At 66.1% G+C, this 16,070-nt stretch carries 12 protein-coding genes; 6 read left to right on the top strand and 6 right to left on the bottom strand.

Features of this window, described 5'->3' with window-relative positions; translation table 11 throughout:
• Positions 1–217: 217 nt before the first annotated feature.
• Both Q376_RS23360 and Q376_RS23355 read right to left on the bottom strand, forming a co-directional pair.
• On the bottom strand, positions 218–1,459 hold the full coding sequence (locus Q376_RS23360) for a CmpA/NrtA family ABC transporter substrate-binding protein (protein WP_043448630.1): 1,242 nt from the start codon (positions 1,457–1,459) through the stop codon (positions 218–220).
• A complete protein-coding gene (locus tag Q376_RS23355; RefSeq protein WP_052365497.1) occupies positions 1,456–2,085 on the bottom strand; it encodes an ANTAR domain-containing response regulator in 630 nt (209 codons plus the stop codon). Before Q376_RS23355 ends, Q376_RS23360 begins: the two co-directional genes overlap by 4 nt.
• Before the next feature lie 419 nt (positions 2,086–2,504).
• Between Q376_RS23355 and Q376_RS23350 the strand changes: the two genes are divergently transcribed.
• Positions 2,505–3,863, top strand: a complete 1,359-nt coding sequence (locus tag Q376_RS23350; protein WP_052365496.1) for an MFS transporter — start codon at positions 2,505–2,507, stop codon at positions 3,861–3,863.
• 135 nt (positions 3,864–3,998) lie between these two features.
• Positions 3,999–4,646, top strand: a complete 648-nt coding sequence (locus Q376_RS0117800) for a 3-demethoxyubiquinol 3-hydroxylase (protein WP_027351452.1) — start codon at positions 3,999–4,001, stop codon at positions 4,644–4,646.
• A 16-nt stretch (positions 4,647–4,662) separates the two neighbouring features.
• Here Q376_RS0117800 and Q376_RS0117795 read toward each other — a convergent pair whose 3' ends face one another.
• Positions 4,663–7,383 (bottom strand): nitrate reductase, encoded by a 2,721-nt coding sequence (locus Q376_RS0117795; RefSeq protein ID WP_245598990.1) that lies wholly within the window; start codon positions 7,381–7,383, stop codon positions 4,663–4,665.
• 736 nt (positions 7,384–8,119) lie between these two features.
• Between Q376_RS0117795 and Q376_RS0117780 the strand changes: the two genes are divergently transcribed.
• The 4 genes from Q376_RS0117780 to Q376_RS23345 all read left to right on the top strand — a co-directional run bounded on the left by Q376_RS0117780 (position 8,120) and on the right by Q376_RS23345 (position 12,938).
• Positions 8,120–9,379 carry an NAD(P)/FAD-dependent oxidoreductase gene (locus Q376_RS0117780; protein ID WP_162177921.1) on the top strand — a complete coding sequence of 420 codons (1,260 nt, stop codon included), beginning with the start codon at positions 8,120–8,122 and terminating at the stop codon, positions 9,377–9,379.
• Positions 9,376–11,946, top strand: coding sequence for a nitrite reductase large subunit NirB (nirB, locus tag Q376_RS0117775; RefSeq protein ID WP_027351449.1), 2,571 nt, complete (start codon positions 9,376–9,378; stop codon positions 11,944–11,946). The genes Q376_RS0117780 and nirB overlap by 4 nt, the downstream gene beginning before the upstream one ends.
• On the top strand, positions 11,946–12,326 hold the full coding sequence (gene nirD, locus Q376_RS0117770) for a nitrite reductase small subunit NirD (RefSeq protein WP_027351448.1): 381 nt from the start codon (positions 11,946–11,948) through the stop codon (positions 12,324–12,326). Before nirB ends, nirD begins: the two co-directional genes overlap by 1 nt.
• Before the next feature lie 69 nt (positions 12,327–12,395).
• On the top strand, positions 12,396–12,938 hold the full coding sequence (locus Q376_RS23345) for a prepilin peptidase (protein WP_052365495.1): 543 nt from the start codon (positions 12,396–12,398) through the stop codon (positions 12,936–12,938).
• A 409-nt stretch (positions 12,939–13,347) separates the two neighbouring features.
• Here Q376_RS23345 and Q376_RS0117760 read toward each other — a convergent pair whose 3' ends face one another.
• The 3 genes from Q376_RS0117760 to Q376_RS0117750 form a co-directional block, all read right to left on the bottom strand.
• On the bottom strand, positions 13,348–14,433 hold the full coding sequence (locus Q376_RS0117760; RefSeq protein ID WP_027351447.1) for an AI-2E family transporter: 1,086 nt from the start codon (positions 14,431–14,433) through the stop codon (positions 13,348–13,350).
• A 136-nt stretch (positions 14,434–14,569) separates the two neighbouring features.
• Positions 14,570–15,358: an adenosylmethionine decarboxylase gene (speD, locus tag Q376_RS0117755; RefSeq protein ID WP_027351446.1), complete on the bottom strand. Its 789-nt coding sequence runs from the start codon at positions 15,356–15,358 to the stop codon at positions 14,570–14,572.
• 271 nt (positions 15,359–15,629) lie between these two features.
• Positions 15,630–16,049 (bottom strand): OsmC family protein, encoded by a 420-nt coding sequence (locus Q376_RS0117750; protein ID WP_027351445.1) that lies wholly within the window; start codon positions 16,047–16,049, stop codon positions 15,630–15,632.
• Positions 16,050–16,070: the final 21 nt, after the last annotated feature.

Below are 16,070 nucleotides of genomic sequence, written 5' to 3'. Positions count from 1 at the left end.
CGCGAAACCCTGGCCGGCAATCGCTTGCCCTCGGGTCGGCGCGCATGGACGTCCCTGTCCGGGCGCGCCTTTTGCGACATCCATGTCGCAAGCCCCGGTGCAATCGATTGCCGGCCAGCGCGCTCTTGGAGGCGGCTGGAAGCCAGCGTGGCATCTTCAAATACTTTGTCAGCAGTCTGTGATGGCGGCCTGGGCACCTAGCCCGGGCCGCCGTCGTTCACCGCTGCCTCGATGGCTTTTGCGCGCGGCTTGCAGGGAAAGGCGCGGAGGGATCGAAGCGTCCGCCCTCGAGCAGCGAATCGGCGCCGAGCAGGAGGCTGCCGCCGTCATCGGCATCGATGCGGTGGGGCAGCGCATGCTCGCCTAGCGAGCAGAGCTCGGTGCGAGCGGCCGCGATCCCCAGCGAATGCGCGGCGGCCCGATAGATGTCCGGACGTACACAGCGCTCGACCGCCTCGCGCAGCCGGATTTCGTCGTCGAAGTGGCCCCAGCGATACAGCTGCGCTGCGAACCAAAGCGTATGAGTGCGCCAAGGGTGCTGGGCATTGAAGCGGGCGAAGTGGATGTCACGCTGGGCGTCGCGCCCCTCACCGGCAACGAAGCGAGCATGGAGTTCCGCTTCGACCACGCTGTGGGGCAGCGCGAGATAGCCGCCGTCGATCAGCATCCGGCATGCGGCGAGTCGATGCTCGGCATCGGCGTCGAGCCAGTGGCCGGCCCTGATCAGCGCTCTCAGCAGGGCATGGTGGGTGTTCGGATGACGTTCGGCCCACTGCTCGCGAACCCCCAGTACTTTCTCCCCGGCGTTGTGCCATATCGCGTAGCCCTCGCAGACGATGACTGCGACGCCGCGCTCGACCCCGAGGTCATTCCAGGGCGCACCGGCGCAGTAGCCATCGACCCACCCCGCCTCCACTTGGTCGGCCATCAGCGGGGGTGGCACCACCCGCAGTTCCACGTCGCGGTCCGGATCGATCCCCGCGGCGTCGAGCCAGGCACGCAGCAGGTAGTGGTGGGAGGAGAACGGGTGGACGCAGGCCAGCCTGAGAGGCTCGAGACCTGCCTCGCGCCTTGCCGCTATCACCCGAGCGAGGGCCTCGGCACGCCGCTGCGGGTGCGCGGTGGCCTCGGGAAGCAGCGTGCACATTTGCTCGAACAGCGGGCGCGAGAGACTGATCGCATTGCCGTTGAGGTTGAGCGTCAACGCTGAGAGCATCGGCGTGGGGCGGCCATCGAGCCCGAGGGTCGCTGCGAGCGGCATCAGCGGCAGCAGGTGGGCTGCCTCGACCTGCTCGAGCTGGATCGCATCGCGCACCGCGGCCCACGAACTCTCCACGCGCAGTTCGACATCGAGTCCCTCCTCGGCGAAGAAGCCCTGGTCGGCGGCGACCACCAGCGGTGCACTGTCCGACAGCGGCAGCATCGCCAGGCGCAGGTGGTGGGTTTCAAGCGCGCTCATCGATCGTCTCCTTCGTCGCCATCGGGCGATTTTGCCCCAGGCTTGCGCGGCCGGGTGTCGACGAGCTGTTCGAGCAGCTCCCCGGCGAGTTCGAATACCGTGGTTCTGCGGTCCATGGCGAGTTTGCGCAGTTGCCCATAGGCGACTGCCTCGCTGACCCCGTAACGCTCCATGAGCGCGGTCTTGGCGCGGTCGATGGTTCGCCGCTGGTTCAGCGTCTCGCGCGCGCGAGTGAGCTCATGCTTGAGCTGGCGGTGAGTCTCGAAGCTTTCGATCGCCACATCGATGAGCGAACGCACCAGCGAAGGCACCAGCCCCTCGACCACATAGGCGCTGACGCCTGCGCGCGCGGCCTGCCGGGTCAGCGCCGAATCCGCTTCCCGGGAGAACACTATCATCGGTCGTGGGTATCGGCGGTTGATATGGCCGAGGTGCTCGAGAACGTCGCGGCTCGGCAGGCGGGTATCGATCAGCACCGCATCGGGCTCGAGGCGTTCGACCAGGCCATGCAGGTCGCAGGACTCGTCGGTGACCATCAGCACTTCGAAGCCGGCTTCGACGAGCGCGCGTTCAAGCGTGTGCGAGCGCTCGGAACGCGCATCGACGATCAGCACTCGCACGCTCATCGAGATTCCTCGGTAAAGGACGGTCAGGGGATCGGCGTGGCAACGGCGGGGCTTGCGCGTCGCCCGGCTACGGCGTGTCCGGGTGAGCCGTGTTCCGGTAAGCCATGTTCCCGTAAGTGCGACGCGGCGACAAGCGTTCGCGTGCAGGTGTCTGGATGATGCGCGGTGGTTCCAAGATGCACGCCGGTGGTGCGCTATCGCCACCCTGGCTGGCCCTCGAACCAAGTCCGCTGGGGGATATCCGAGCCTTTCTCGCCGAATGGCGCTGATTGGTACGCCGCTTGCTTCGCTAAAGGCGCGTAGATGCCGCCGCTCCTCCCGGGCCGGGCATCTCGACGTGGACCAGATCCGCCGGCCGGATACGAGTGCGTCGATTCATAACGTTTCGTCATCTCCTTCCGACCTGCGGAGAATCGATCGTGGAATCGAACACTACCCCGTTGTCTCGTGACGCCCGTACGCCCCTAGTCGCCAGCGGCAGCTGGATCGAGCATTTCGATCCCGAGGACCAGCATTTCTGGCAGACCCATGGGCAGCGCATCGCCAAGCGCAACCTGTGGCTTTCCATCTTCGCCGAGTTTCTCGGCTTCGCCGTCTGGCAGCTCTGGGCGGTGACCGCGCCGATGCTCAATCGAGTCGGCTATTCATTGACCCCCGATCAGATCTTCTGGCTGATCGCGGTGCCCAACCTGGTCGGTGCCACGCTGCGATTCCCCTATACCTTCGCGGTGCCCCGCTTCGGCGGGCGCAACTGGACGGTGATCTCCTCGCTGCTTTTGATCCTGCCCTGCCTCGGGCTGGTCTACGTGGTGCTCAATCCCGGCACCTCTTTCACCGTGATGCTGCTGCTCGCCGCGCTCGGGGGCGTAGGGGGCGGCAACTTCGCAAGCTCCATGGCCAACATCTCGTTTTTCTACCCCGAGGCGGAAAAGGGCCGGGCGCTTGGGCTCAATGCCGCCGGCGGCAACCTCGGCGTCGCGGTCGCACTGCTGGTGATTCCGCTGGTGGTGGTGTCGGGCAGCGGTATCGCGCTCGAGCGGGCGGGGCTGCTGTGGATCCCGCTGGCGCTGCTCTCGGCGCTGCTCGCCTGGCGCTACATGAGCAACCTCAGCACCGCCAAGACCGACTTCTCAGGCTATGCCGGCGCCTTTCGCCATCGCCACACCTGGATCATGTCGGTGCTCTACATCGGCACCTTCGGCTCTTTCATCGGTTTCTCCGGCGCCTTTCCGACGCTGATCTCCATCGCCTTTCCCGAGGTAAGCCTGGGACTCGCCTTCATGGGCGCGCTGGTCGGCTCACTCGCCCGTCCCCTCGGTGGATCGCTCGCCGATCGCTTCGGCGGCGCGCGGATGACGGTGGTCTCCTTCGCGATGATGATCATCGGCGCCTTGGGAGTGATCCATGCGCTCGAGATCGGCAGCTTCCTGCTGTTCTTCGCCACTTTCATGCTGCTGTTCGTATTCACCGGGGTCGGTAACGGCGCGACCTACCGGATGATCCCGGCGATCTTCCGCGCCGGCGTGGATACCCGGGACTATGCGGCGATGAATGTGGTCAAGCGCCATGCGGCAGCGGCGATCGGCGTGATCGCAGCCGTCGGCGCCTATGGCGGTTTCCTGGTTCCGCGCGGCTTCGCGCTCTCCTCCAGTCTGAGTGGATCGCTGGTGATGGCGCTTTATGCATTCATCGGTTTCTATCTGCTGTGCATCGCCATCGTCTGGGGTTGCTACCTGCGCCGCGGCAATCGCTTCGCACGTCTCGGCGTCCACGTATAGACGCAAGATCGGTCGCGCGATGGGATGGATAGCGTACGGCGCGACCTTGGGCGCGCCGTAGTGGGCCGGTATCGGCGCGAGCGGCTATGATGGGAGGGTGTCGCGTGTTTTCGCAGTCGCCAAGGGAGTGCCCTCATGCCGCCGTCTCGCCAGTACAGTTTCACCGACCGGTTGATCGAGCAGTTCGACGCTGCGCTGCGTACGCTGGCGCCATCGACGGTCGTGCCTGCCCAGGCATCGCCCGCGGTGGGCGTCAACGATGCCGGCCTCACCGAGGAGGAGCGGCACGCCGCTGCTCAGCTGCTGCGCATCGACCACATCGACCAGCTGGCGAGCGTTGCGCTCTATCGCGGTCGGGCGCTCGGCGCGCCCAGCGAGGAAGGGCGTCGGCGCATGCTGCGCTACGCCGAAGAGGGGTTCGACCGGCTGCTCTGGTGTCGCGCGAGGCTGCGCGAGTTGGAGGCGAAGCCGAGCCTGCTCGCGCCGCTGATCTATTTCGCCTCGCTCGGCGGCGGCGCGATCAGCGCCCGGTTGGACGACCGCTGGGGCCTCGGCCTGGTCAATGCCCAGGCCGAGCGTATCGGTGACCGGACCGATCGTCACCTGAGCGCACTGCCCGCTGCCGATCAGCGCTCGCGGGCGATCCTCGAGCGCATCGCCGAGCGTGAAGCGCAGCAGGCCCATATCGCGCTCGAGGCCGGCGGCAAGCGCGCCGCCGCGCCGCTGAGGCTCGGTTTCGCTGCGCTATCCAAGGCCGTCGCCAGCGTGGCGCGACGGATCTAGAAGCGGGCGAGGGTGGTCAACCGGCATCCGAAACATTCGCCTCACGGGCATGGTTGGCCTGCCCAATCATCCGCTTCAGTTCCGGGATGCAGGAGCCGCACTGGGTACCGCAGCGCAGGCGCTGGCCCAGGGCTTCGACGTCCAGACAGCCTTCCTTTAGCGCCTGTTGGATCGGCCGCTGGCCGACCTGATGGCAGCTGCAGATGATCCTGCCCTGGGGACGCTCATCGAGGCCGCGCCCGGCGAGCAGCCGGCGTCGAGCGTCAAGATCGAGGCTGGCGTCGGCGAAGCGCAGATCGAGCCAGTCATCGTCGAACTCGAAGGGCACCGGAGCGACCCGCAGCCACCCACGCAGCCGCCCGGCCTCGAGCCAAGCGGCGCGAAAATGGACGCCGTCGCTCGGTTCGCTCCAAAGCGTTGGTTCGCCGCCGAACAGGGCTTCGAACAGCGTCTTCCGGGCAGGCGCGACGCTTGCACCTAGTTGGAGCCGCACGCATCGGCGTAGTGGCGTCTGGGCCCAGTAGTCGATCCCAAGCTCCGCAAGCCGGTTGCGCTCTGGCATACGCTCGAGCAGCACGCTCGCTTCCCACCGGGTCGGCAGCGCCGTGATCCGCACTCGCGCCGACTTGCTCGCCGGCTGGCCTGAAATGGGGTCGCAGCGGCGCTCGGTCAGCGCGCTGGCAAGGGCTGCGGTAGTGAAGTGATGGTTCCAGTGGATCGGCACGAAAAGCTCTCCGCGCCGTTGCCCTGGTGTGAGCCGAGCCCGTCCGATGAAGCTGCCGCGTGGGTTGTCGAGCCGCACCAGTGCGTCCTGGCGGATCTGCAAAGCCGCGGCGTCGTCCGGGTGCAGCTCGACGAAAGGCTCAGCGCGGTGGCGATTCAATCGCGTCGAGCGGGCGGTGCGCGTCATGGTGTGCCACTGGTCGCGGATCCGGCCGGTATTGAGGACGAAGTCTCGATTCGCCGCTGCCTCAGCCTCGTCGACGATCGGCACCAGCCGGGCGCGGTGGTTGGGCGTGGCGAAGCGACCATCCTCGAACAGGCGCGCGGTGCCGTGCGGTGCCGTGACGTTGACCGGCCATTGGATCGGGACCAGCGCGTCGTAGCCGGCGGCGTCGAGCCCGGCGAGCGCTGAGATGTCGAAGAGCCTGCGACCGTGGGCATCGTCGTTCTCGAAGCCCGAGAGCCGGGCATGTTCGTCGAAGATCTGCCACGGCGCCTGGTAGTCGAACGCATCTCCATAGCCCAGCCCTGCTGCGACCTCACACAGCGCCTGCCAGTCATGACGGGCCTCGCCTGGAGGTGGCAGCATGCCGCGCTGGCGGGATATGCGCCGCTCCGAGTTGGTCACCGTGCCATCCTTCTCCGCCCAGCTGCTCGCCGGCAGCACGATGTCGGCGTAGGCCAGCGTATCCGCCGATTCCATCGCTTCGCTGACGATCACCAGCGGACAGCGTTCCAGCGCACGGCGCACCCTTTGGCTATCCGGCAGGCTCACCGCCGGATTGGTCGCCATCACCCACAGCGCCTGGATCTCACCGCGCTCGAGCGCCTCGATCAGCGCCACCGCCTTGTGCCCAGGGGCCGACGGTAGCCGGGGCGTGAGCGCCGGCGTCGCCCAGAAGCGTGTCACCCGCTCGAGTGCGCCGGGTGTGTGGTAATCCATGTGCGCGGCGAGCTGGTTGGCCAGCCCGCCCACTTCTCGTCCGCCCATCGCATTGGGCTGGCCGGTGATCGAAAAGGGGCCGGCGCCGGGGTAGCCGATCCGTCCACCGGCGAGGTGGCAGTTGATGATCGCGTTGACCCGGTCGGTGCCGCGGTCGGACTGGTTGGTCCCTTGGGAGAACAGGGTCACTACGCGGGACTCGCTGGCGAACCAGCGGTAGAAAGTCTCGACCGATGTAGGATCCAGGCCGCAGGCCTTGGCGATCTCGGCCACCGTGTCGGGGGCACGCTGAGCTTCTGCCAGCGCCTCCTCGAAGCCTTCGGTATGCGTGCGGATGAAGTCACGGTTCAGCCCGCCCTCGCTGGAGAGATAGGCGAGCAGACCGTTGAACAGGCGAATGTCGCCTCCGGCGCGCAGGCCGAGGAACAGATCGGCGATCTCGCAGGTCTCGGTCATTCGGGGGTCGATCACCACTACCTTGAGCGCTGGATCGCGACGCTTCGCCTCGCTCACCCGCTGGAACAGCACAGGGTGGTTCCAGGCCAGGTTGCTGCCGACTATCACCAGCAGCCGCGCTTGCTCGAGGTCCTCGTAGCAGCAGGGTACCGCATCCGCGCCGAAGGCTCGTTTGTGTCCGGCCACCGCCGAGGCCATGCATAGCCGCGAGTTGGTATCCAGGTGCGGGGTGCCGATGAACCCCTTGAACAGCTTGTTGGCGACGTAGTAGTCCTCGGTGAGCAGCTGGCCGGAGAGGTAGCCCGCCACCGACTCGGCGCCGTGTCGTTCGATGGTCGCGCGCAGGCGGGTAACGACGGCATCGATCGCATCGTCCCAGCGAGTCTCGACGCCATCGACGCGGGGATGAAGCACGCGGCCGTGCTCGCCGAGCGTCTCGTGCAGCGCGCTGCCCTTGACGCAGAGGCGGCCGAAGTTGGCCGGATGAGCGCGGTCGCCGGATACCGCGATCGGCATCTGACGGTCATGCTGGACCAGCACGCCGCAGCCGACACCACAGTAGGGGCAGGTGGTGGCAGTGGTGATCATAGCGGCTTGGTCTTGGTGCTCGCTCATCGCGTGGCCTCTTGGTCGCGCAGTGGTATTCGCCTGCGGGGTTGAAAGGGCATCGAACGCAAAAGGGGCTCGTTTCGCGAATGCGAAACGAGCCCCTTTGCTCGGTCTTCCTGCTCGATGTCGATGCATCCGCCCTGGCGCCCGGGCCCGTCTGCATTGACGTGATGACCTGGTCCAGCGGCGGCTTTAGGCTCGAAACGCAGCAATAACCGGGCCAGTTTGCCCTCGTTTCCGTGCGGGCGGGAGGAAGGGGAACGTGCGCCAAATCCTCGGTGATTCACGGCACCGAGACGGTGCAATCAAGGGGGTGTTTGCACCTTGAAACCGAGATCGATGAGTGGTCGACCAGACTCCAGCGGTGGGGGAGGCAAGAGTGGAAGATTTTAATGACTTGAATTTAAAAAATTTTTTCGGTGTTGGCGTATCGCTTGTATAGAGATGCGGGCCGAACAAGCACGATGATGCCGATCAACGAAGATCCTCGTCGTCGCTCCGGTGGTCGCGTGAGCGACCTGATCGCCATCCGCTTCGACTTCGATGGGATCGGCATCATCTAAAAGCAGGGATCGCAAGACAAAGACAACAAGCGATCACCCTCGGTGCGGCCCGTGCCAACAAGAATAATCCAGGGCCCGCCAGATCAGGCAAAGGCGCCTGAAGCTCCCTTCGGAGCTTCAGGCGCTTTTTTGTTTTTCGCCCGGTACATCGACTTGGTGCGAGGAGGAACGGGATGGGGATGAACGAGCGGCCGGCCCTGGTGATCGTCGGCGGCGGTATGGCCGGCCAGCGCCTGCTCGAGGCGCTGGTGGCCAAGGGATTCCAGGCGCGCACCGGTCTGCGCATCGTGCTGATCGGTGCCGAGCCGGCGGTGGGCTACAACCGGATCCTGCTCTCGCCGCTGCTTGCGGGCGAAGTCGAGCGCGACGCGCTGTGGGGACGTCCAGCCGGGTGGTATCGAGACGAGGGCATCGAGCTCCACCGTGGCGACCCGGTGGTCGCGATCGATCGCAGCAGGCGTCGGTTGACCACCGCCTCGGGCGCCAGGGTGGATTATCACCGTCTGGTGATCGCCACCGGTTCGCGCACCCGGCGAGCCATCGTCCTCGGTGACGTCTGCGAAGGCGTCGGCGAGTTTCGCACCCTCGGTGATGTCGATGCCTTGCTCGAGGACGATCTGGCGGACCTGCCGGTGTGCGTGGTCGGCGCCGGACTGCTCGGCCTGGAGGCCGCCGAAGGACTGCGCCAGCGTGGTGCGCGCGTGACCGTGGTGCATCGCGGTGCCTGGCCGATGAATCGGCAGCTCGACGCCGAGGGCGGTAGGCAGCTGGCGGCCAGGCTCGCCTCGAGAGGACTGGTCTTCGAGCTCGAGCGCACCCTGGCGGAAATGCGCGCCGACCGCGATGGCCGGCTCCAGGCGCTGAAGCTCGACGATGGTCGCTGGATCGAGGCGCGGCGGCTGATCCATGCCGCCGGGATCGAGGCGAATCTCGAGCTGGGGCGGGATGCCGGGCTCGAGTGCGGCCGGGGTATCCGCGTCGATGACCGCTTGGTCAGCAGCGATCCGCTGATTCACGCGCTCGGCGAGTGTTGCGAGCACCGTGGTGCCACCTTTGGCTTGGTCGAGCCGATTTGGGCGCAGGTGGAGGTACTCGCCGCCGTGCTCTGCGGCGAGCCCGGGGGCTTCGAACCCCTTCCCAGCGCGACGCGGCTGAAGATCAGCGGTATCGCGCTCTACGCCTTCGGTGATCCTCATCCACGCCCAGGCGACCGCTGGCTGCGCTACGTCGACCCTGGCAGTGGGGATTATCGCGCGCTGTGCCTCAACGGGGGCGCGATACGTGCCGGCAATCTGATCAACGACACCCGCCTCGGGCCTGCCTGGTATCACCACTTTCTCGCCAGGACGCCGGTCGAGCCGGGTGACGACTGGCTGTTCGACGCCGCGCCGATCGCCCGGTCGTCCCAACGTCAAGATCCGATCGAGGAGATCGCATGAACCAGGACAAGAACCTCAGCGTCCCTGTCGATAGACGCCCATCGCTGATCGTGATCGGCAACGGCATGGTCGGTCACCACTGCGTCGAGCGGCTGATCGAGCTCGGTGCGCATCATCACCACGCGATCTCGGTATTCGGTGAGGAGCGCCATCCGGCCTATGACCGGGTCCATCTCTCCGAATACTTCTCTGGACGCGACGCTGCCTCACTGGCGCTCGGCGAAGCCGGACTGTACGCGGATCATGGCGTAGTGCTGCATCTTGGCGAGAAGGTAGAGAAGATCGATCGCACCACGCGCGAGGTGGTGACCCTGCGCGGGCGCTATCGCTTCGACCGGCTGGTGCTGGCCACCGGATCCTATCCCTTCGTGCCGGCGATTCCGGGCAGCGAGGGTGACGCCCGGCTGGTCTATCGCACCCTGGACGATCTCGACATGATCCGCGCTGCCGCGGCGAACGCCCGCCGTGGCGTAGTGGTCGGCGGTGGCCTGCTCGGCCTCGAGGCGGCCAATGCGTTGAAGCGCCTCGGCCTCGAGGCCCACGTGGTCGAGTTCGCCCCCCGGCTGATGCCGGTGCAGCTCGATGCCGAGGGCGGCGCTGCGCTTGCGGCCAGGATCGAGGCGCTCGGCGTGGGTGTGCATCTCTCCAAGGCGACCGAGGCGATCGTCGCCGGGGAGAATGGCCATCGCTATCGGATGCGCTTCGCCGATGGCACCGCGCTGGATACCGACCTGGTAGTGTTCTCCGCCGGTATCCGTCCCCAGGACGGGCTGGCTCGTGATTGCGGGCTCGAGATCGCCGCGCGCGGTGGGGTGGTGGTGAACGACCACTGCGCAAGCTCGGACCCGGCGATCTACGCGATCGGTGAATGCGCCTCCTGGCGCGATCGGGTGTTCGGCCTGGTGGCGCCGGGTTACCGGATGGCGCGACTGGTCGCCGAGCGGCTCGCCGGCCAGCCGAGCGAGCTGTTCACCGGCGCTGACATGTCGACCAAGCTCAAGCTGCTCGGCGTCGATGTCGGCTCGATCGGCGATGCCCACGGCGCGAGCCCCGGCGCGCGCAGCTACCGTTTCGTCGACGAGCGCAGCGCAAGCTATCGCCGCCTGGTGGTCAGCGAGGACGGCAAGCGGGTACTAGGTGCGGTGCTGGTCGGCGACAACAGCTTCTACGACACGCTGCTGCAGTACGTCGCCAACGCGATCGCCGCGCCGCTTGCGCCTGAGGCGCTGATCCTGCCGGCGGGCGAGGGCGCTCCTGCGCTCGGTATCGATGCGCTGCCGGACAGCGCGACGATCTGCTCCTGCCATAACGTCAGCAAGGGTACGATCCGCGCGGCGGTCGACCAGGGATGTCTCGATCTGGCCTCGCTCAAGCGAGAGACCCGTGCCTCGACCGGCTGCGGTGGCTGCAGCGCGCTGCTCAAGCAGGCTTTCGAGGCCGAGCTGGCCGCGCGTGGAATGGCGGTCGACGCGAGCCTCTGCGAGCACTTCTCCCACACCCGCCAGGCGCTATTCGACCTGGTCCGGCTCGAGGGTATCGAGGACTTCGACACGCTGATGCGCCGTCACGGCAACGGAGGGCTTGGCTGCGACATCTGCAAGCCGGCGGTGGCATCGATTCTGGCCTCCAACTGGAACCGGCCGATCCTCGACCCGGCGCTCGCGCCGCTGCAGGACACCAACGACGCTTTCATGGCCAACATGCAAAAGGATGGTACCTACTCGGTGGTGCCGCGGATCGCTGGTGGCGAGATCACCCCGGACAAGCTGATCGTGCTCGGTGAGGTGGCGAAGAAGTACGATCTCTACACCAAGATCACCGGCGGTCAACGTATCGATATGTTCGGTGCCGAGCTGCATCAGCTGCCGTCGATCTGGGCCGAACTGATCGCCGCGGGATTCGAGACCGGCCACGCCTACGGCAAGTCGACCCGCACGGTGAAGTCCTGCGTCGGCAGCAGCTGGTGCCGCTACGGGGTGCAGGACAGCGTCGCCATGGCGCTACGGCTCGAGCACCGCTACAAGGGGCTGCGCTCCCCGCACAAGCTCAAGTTCGCGGTCTCCGGCTGTACCCGCGAGTGCGCCGAGGCGCAGAGCAAGGACATCGGCGTGATCGCCACCGAGCGGGGCTGGAATCTCTACGTTTGCGGCAACGGTGGTATGCGTCCGCGTCACGCCGAGCTGTTCGCTACCGATCTCGACGATGAGACCCTGGTTCGCTACATCGACCGGCTGCTGATGTTCTACGTGCGCACGGCGGATCGCCTGCAGCGCACGTCGGTATGGCGCGAGAACCTCGATGGCGGCCTGGATTATCTCAAGTCGGTGGTGATCGATGACTGCCTGGGTGTCTGCGCCGAGCTCGAGCGCCAGATGGCGCTGGTGGTCGAGCGCTACGAATGCGAGTGGGCCAACGCTCTTTCCGACCCGGAGAAGCTCAAGCGCTTTCGTACCTTCGTCAATCAGACCCAGGGCGACCCGGGACTGCGCTACGTGCGCGAGCGTGGCCAGCGTCGCCCGGCGCGTGCCGATGAGATTCCCTCGGTCGTCAGTGAGGAGAGTGCCTGATGACCCTCGATAGAAGCGAAAAGGCCCTCGATGCCGAGAGCGCCGGTCAGTGGCGGCGACTGTGCAGCATCGACGAGCTGGTGCCCGGCGCTGGCGTCACCGCTTGGTGTCGGGGCGAGCAGATCGCTCTGTTCCTGCTCCTCGCGGGCAGCGAGAGGAACGTTTACGCGCTCGCCAATGGAGATCCATTTTCCGGCGCCAACGTGATCGGGCGGGGCATCGTCGGAGATATCGCGGCGCAGCCGGTGGTCGCCTCTCCGCTCTACAAGCAGCACTTCCGCCTTGCCGACGGGCGCTGCATCGAGTCGCCGGAGATCGCGCTGCGTACCTGGCCCGTGCGGCTGCGCGACGGCTGGGTCGAGATCGACATGGATAGCTGAGGGAGGCGTCAAAGGCGCTCGCGCGCGGCCGATGCAATCGAAGCACGCGGCCGATACGAGGAGAGCGCGATGGCGGGTGGGATTTGGCGGCGGGCGGCGGTGCAGCCCTGGTGGTGGCTGATTGTCGGCGTGCTTGGCGCGGCGTCGGGATGGCGGTTCGGTATCGGCGCCGAGGCCTTGGCGATGACCGGGCTGGGCACGATGCTTGCCAGGCTGTCGTCGATCGACATCGAGCGCAGGCTGCTGCCCGACCGCCTGGTGCTGCCGCTGCTCTGGAGTGGTCTGGTGCTCAATGCGGCAGGCATGTTCGCCGCGCCCGCTGTGGCGATCCTGGGCGCGGCGCTTGGATATCTGAGTCTCGAGGCGTGTCGGCGGGGCTATCGCCGGCTGCGCGGTCGCGAAGGCCTGGGCGGCGGAGACGTCAAGCTGTTCGCCGCCCTTGGCGCTTGGCTTGGGTGCGGTGCGCTGGCGCCGGTGCTTGCGCTTGCGGCGCCGCTCGGGCTGCTATGGGGCCTGCTGGCGAGATCCGGCGCCGCGACGATCCCTTTCGGCCCCTGTCTCGCGCTCGCCGGCTGGGGCTGGCTCTGGTGGCATGCCCCGCTCGGTCGCTGAACCGCGCAAGCGACGCCGCGGGGCGCCATCCGGCGCCCCGCTTCAGACTGCTGACAAAGTATTTGAAGATGCCACGATGGTTTCCAGCCGCCTCCGAGAGCGCGCTGGCCGGCAATCGATTGCACCGGGGTTTGCGACATGGATGTCGCAAAAGGCGCGCCCGGACAGGGACGTCCATGCGCGCCGACCCGAGGGCAAGCGATTGATCGGCCAGGGTTTCGCGATCTCGTGGCGGCGCGTCCCCTTTTAGGGGGAGCGCGAGGGGTCCGCCCCTCGCATCTAAGCGAGCAAGAGGCGCGTTAGGACCCAAACGGTTCTCGACTCGCCAGGATCGAGAGCGTCGCTGGGTCAAAAGGGGTTTGTCATTAATCTGCGCCGCGGGGCGCGATCCGGCGCCCCGCTTGCGCTTCTACTCTTCGGTGGGGTCGCTTGAGTCGTCCCGTAGCGGCTGCTCCTGCTGCTCGGCCTTGAACAGCGCCCAGGCGGAGATGAACAGCGCCGCGATCAACGGGCCGATGACGAATCCGTTGATGCCGAACATCGACATCCCACCGACGGTCGAGATCAGCACCACGTAGTCGGGGAGCTTGGTCTCCTTGCCGACCAGCGGGGGGCGCAGCAGGTTGTCGACCAAGCCGATCACCACCACGCCGACGAAGACCAGGATCGCTCCCCTGACGTAGTCGCCGGTGAGCAGCAGGTAGGCCGCCACAGGCACCCACACCACCGCCGCGCCGATCGCCGGCAGCAATGAGAGGAATGCCATCAGCACCCCCCAGAGCAAGGCGGCCTCGATACCGAGCAGCCAGAAGGTCACCCCGCCGATCGCCCCCTGGATGGCGGCAATGATCACGTTGCCCTTGACCGTGGCACGGACCACTGCGGTGAACTTGCCGAGCAGCTGACGGGTGTAGTCGTCGCTGAGCGGGATCGAGACACGGATGTCGCGGCCCAGCGAGCGCCCATCGCGGAAGAGGAAGAACAGCAGGTAGAGCATGATGCCGAGGCTGACCAAAAACTGCAGGGTGTTCTGGCCGATGCTCAGGACCTGGCCTGCGAGCAGCTGGCTGACCTGCATCGCCGCGGCAGAGAGCTTCTGGCGCAGTTCGGCGAAGTCGCCGATCCCCACTCGCACCATCCACTCCTCGAGGGTGGGCGGCAGCGCCGCCTGGAACTGGGCGAGATAGGCGTTGAAGTCGATCTCGCCGCTGCGCACCCGCTGGTACAGGCTCGCGCCTTCCTGGATCAGCGAACCGACGATCGCCGAGACCGGAATGATGACGATGAAGATGCAGGCCAGCACGCTGATCAGCGCAGCGAGGTTGCGTCGCCCGCCGAGCCATCGTTCCAGGCCGCGCTGCATCGGCTGGAAGATGATCGCCAGGATCACCGCCCAGAACACCGCGCCGTAGTAGGGCAGCAGCAGCCAGATGAAGGCGACGGTGACCAGGGCAAGCAAAAGTAGAAATGCTTTGCGTTGAATCGAAGTGTTCATAGTCCTTCCTTGACGTTGAACGATTGTCCGGCAGCGCGCTGGAAGCGGCGCGCCCAGTCTACCCCAATCCTCGACCGGTCGATAAACACGAGACCCGGCGCGGGGCCGGGTCTCGGTCGCATTGGCGTAAGCGTCGTTAGTCGAGGTTGCGCGAGTAGAAGATCTCGAGCATCTCGCGACGCAGCCGCCCTTCGATGTCCGCGGCGTTTTCGAAGGAAAGGTCGCGCCGGGTGATGTCGAAGAGATAGTTGTTGAGATCGAAGTCCTTGAGCAGCATCTTGGTGTGGAAGGTGTTCTCCTGATAGACGTTGACGTCGATCATTTGATACTGCCGCTTGGTATCCTCGGCCAGGTAGTCCTGGATCGAAGTGATGTCGTGGTCGATGAACAGCTTGCGGCCGTCGACGTCACGGGTGAAGCCGCGCACCCGGTAGTCCATGGTGACGATGTCGGAGTCGAAGCTGTGGATCAGGTAGTTGAGCGCCTTCAGCGGCGAGATCATGCCGCAGGTCGAGACGTCGATGTCGAGCCTGAAGGTGCAGATGCCGTTGTCCGGGTGTGATTCCGGATAGCTGTGCACGGTCACGTGGCTCTTGTCGAGATGGCCGACGATGGTCTCGGGCAAGGGCCCGGGGCCCGGCTCGCTGCTCACCGGCGCTTCGAGCTCGTGCTCGGCGATCAGGATGGTGACGCTCGCCCCGTGGGGCTCGTAGTCCTGACGTGCGATGTTGAGCACGTGCGCACCGATGATATTGGTGACGTCCTTGAGGATCTGAGTCAGACGATCAGCGCTGTAGAGGTCATCGATGTAGTCGATGTACGCCTCGCGCTGCTCCGGCGTCTGCGCATAGCAGATGTCGTAGATGTTGAAGCTCAGCGAGCTGGTCAGGTTGTTGAACCCGTGGAGTCGGAGCCTGTCGGTCAATTCCGAACCTCCTGAAGTGTGGCGGTTTGCTCGATCCGGAGAGCTGGCACCGGAACCTGGCGAGAACGATCTCGCGATTGAGCGCCTGCGCCCACTGTCCCCATTGGACGGCGGGTGCGGGCGTGGCTTGCGAAGACGACCCCAGGCAGGGCGCTTCGCGGACGATGACGAATGGCATCGCGATTCGGGAAAGCCGCGTATTATGCACAGCCCCCGAGGAGGATGCACTCGGCTTTTTACCGCACGGTGAACGCTTCGTCCGAGGTCAGGCTCAGGACTCCCGGATCTCGAACGAATGAGTGATCTCGACCCCACCCTTGGCGAGCATGATCGAGGCACTGCAGTACTTCTGCGCGGACAGCTCGACCGCGCGCTTGACCTGCGCCTCTTTCAGCGCATGGCCGCTGACCACGAAGTGCAGATGGATCTTCTCGAACACCGCCGGCACCGCGTCGGCGCGTACCGCTTCGAGCTCGGCGACGCAGTCGGTCACCTGCGCCCGCGCCTTGGCGAGGATATCGATCACATCGAACGACGAGCAGCCGCCGAGCCCCATCAGCAGCAGTTCCATCGGCCGCGGTCCGGTATTGCGGCCACCGTGGTCCGGATGACCATCGATCACCAGGCTGTGGCCGCTGCCCGATTCTGCGACGAACTGGCGTCCATCGGTCCATTTGATACGCGCTTTCATCCGGGATCGACTCCATGGCTT

The organism is Halotalea alkalilenta DSM 17697 (assembly GCF_000621205.1).
Taxonomy (GTDB): Bacteria; Pseudomonadota; Gammaproteobacteria; order Pseudomonadales; family Halomonadaceae; genus Halotalea; species Halotalea alkalilenta.
The sequence above is the reverse complement of the archived record's forward strand: the minus strand, read 5'-3'. Positions and strand labels throughout refer to the sequence as shown.

Excerpts from the sequence above, each read along its gene's own strand:
- Q376_RS23360 (WP_043448630.1), bottom strand. The coding sequence starts at position 1,459 with ATGAGCGCGCTTGAAACCCACCACCTGCGCCTGGCGATGCTGCCGCTG.
- Q376_RS23355 (WP_052365497.1), bottom strand. The coding sequence starts at position 2,085 with ATGAGCGTGCGAGTGCTGATCGTCGATGCGCGTTCCGAGCGCTCGCAC.
- Q376_RS0117800 (WP_027351452.1), top strand. The coding sequence starts at position 3,999 with ATGCCGCCGTCTCGCCAGTACAGTTTCACCGACCGGTTGATCGAGCAG.
- Q376_RS0117795 (WP_245598990.1), bottom strand. The coding sequence starts at position 7,383 with ATGAGCGAGCACCAAGACCAAGCCGCTATGATCACCACTGCCACCACC.
- Q376_RS0117780 (WP_162177921.1), top strand. The coding sequence starts at position 8,120 with ATGAACGAGCGGCCGGCCCTGGTGATCGTCGGCGGCGGTATGGCCGGC.
- nirB (WP_027351449.1), top strand. The coding sequence starts at position 9,376 with ATGAACCAGGACAAGAACCTCAGCGTCCCTGTCGATAGACGCCCATCG.
- nirD (WP_027351448.1), top strand. The coding sequence starts at position 11,946 with ATGACCCTCGATAGAAGCGAAAAGGCCCTCGATGCCGAGAGCGCCGGT.
- Q376_RS23345 (WP_052365495.1), top strand. The coding sequence starts at position 12,396 with ATGGCGGGTGGGATTTGGCGGCGGGCGGCGGTGCAGCCCTGGTGGTGG.
- Q376_RS0117760 (WP_027351447.1), bottom strand. The coding sequence starts at position 14,433 with ATGAACACTTCGATTCAACGCAAAGCATTTCTACTTTTGCTTGCCCTG.
- Q376_RS0117750 (WP_027351445.1), bottom strand. The coding sequence starts at position 16,049 with ATGAAAGCGCGTATCAAATGGACCGATGGACGCCAGTTCGTCGCAGAA.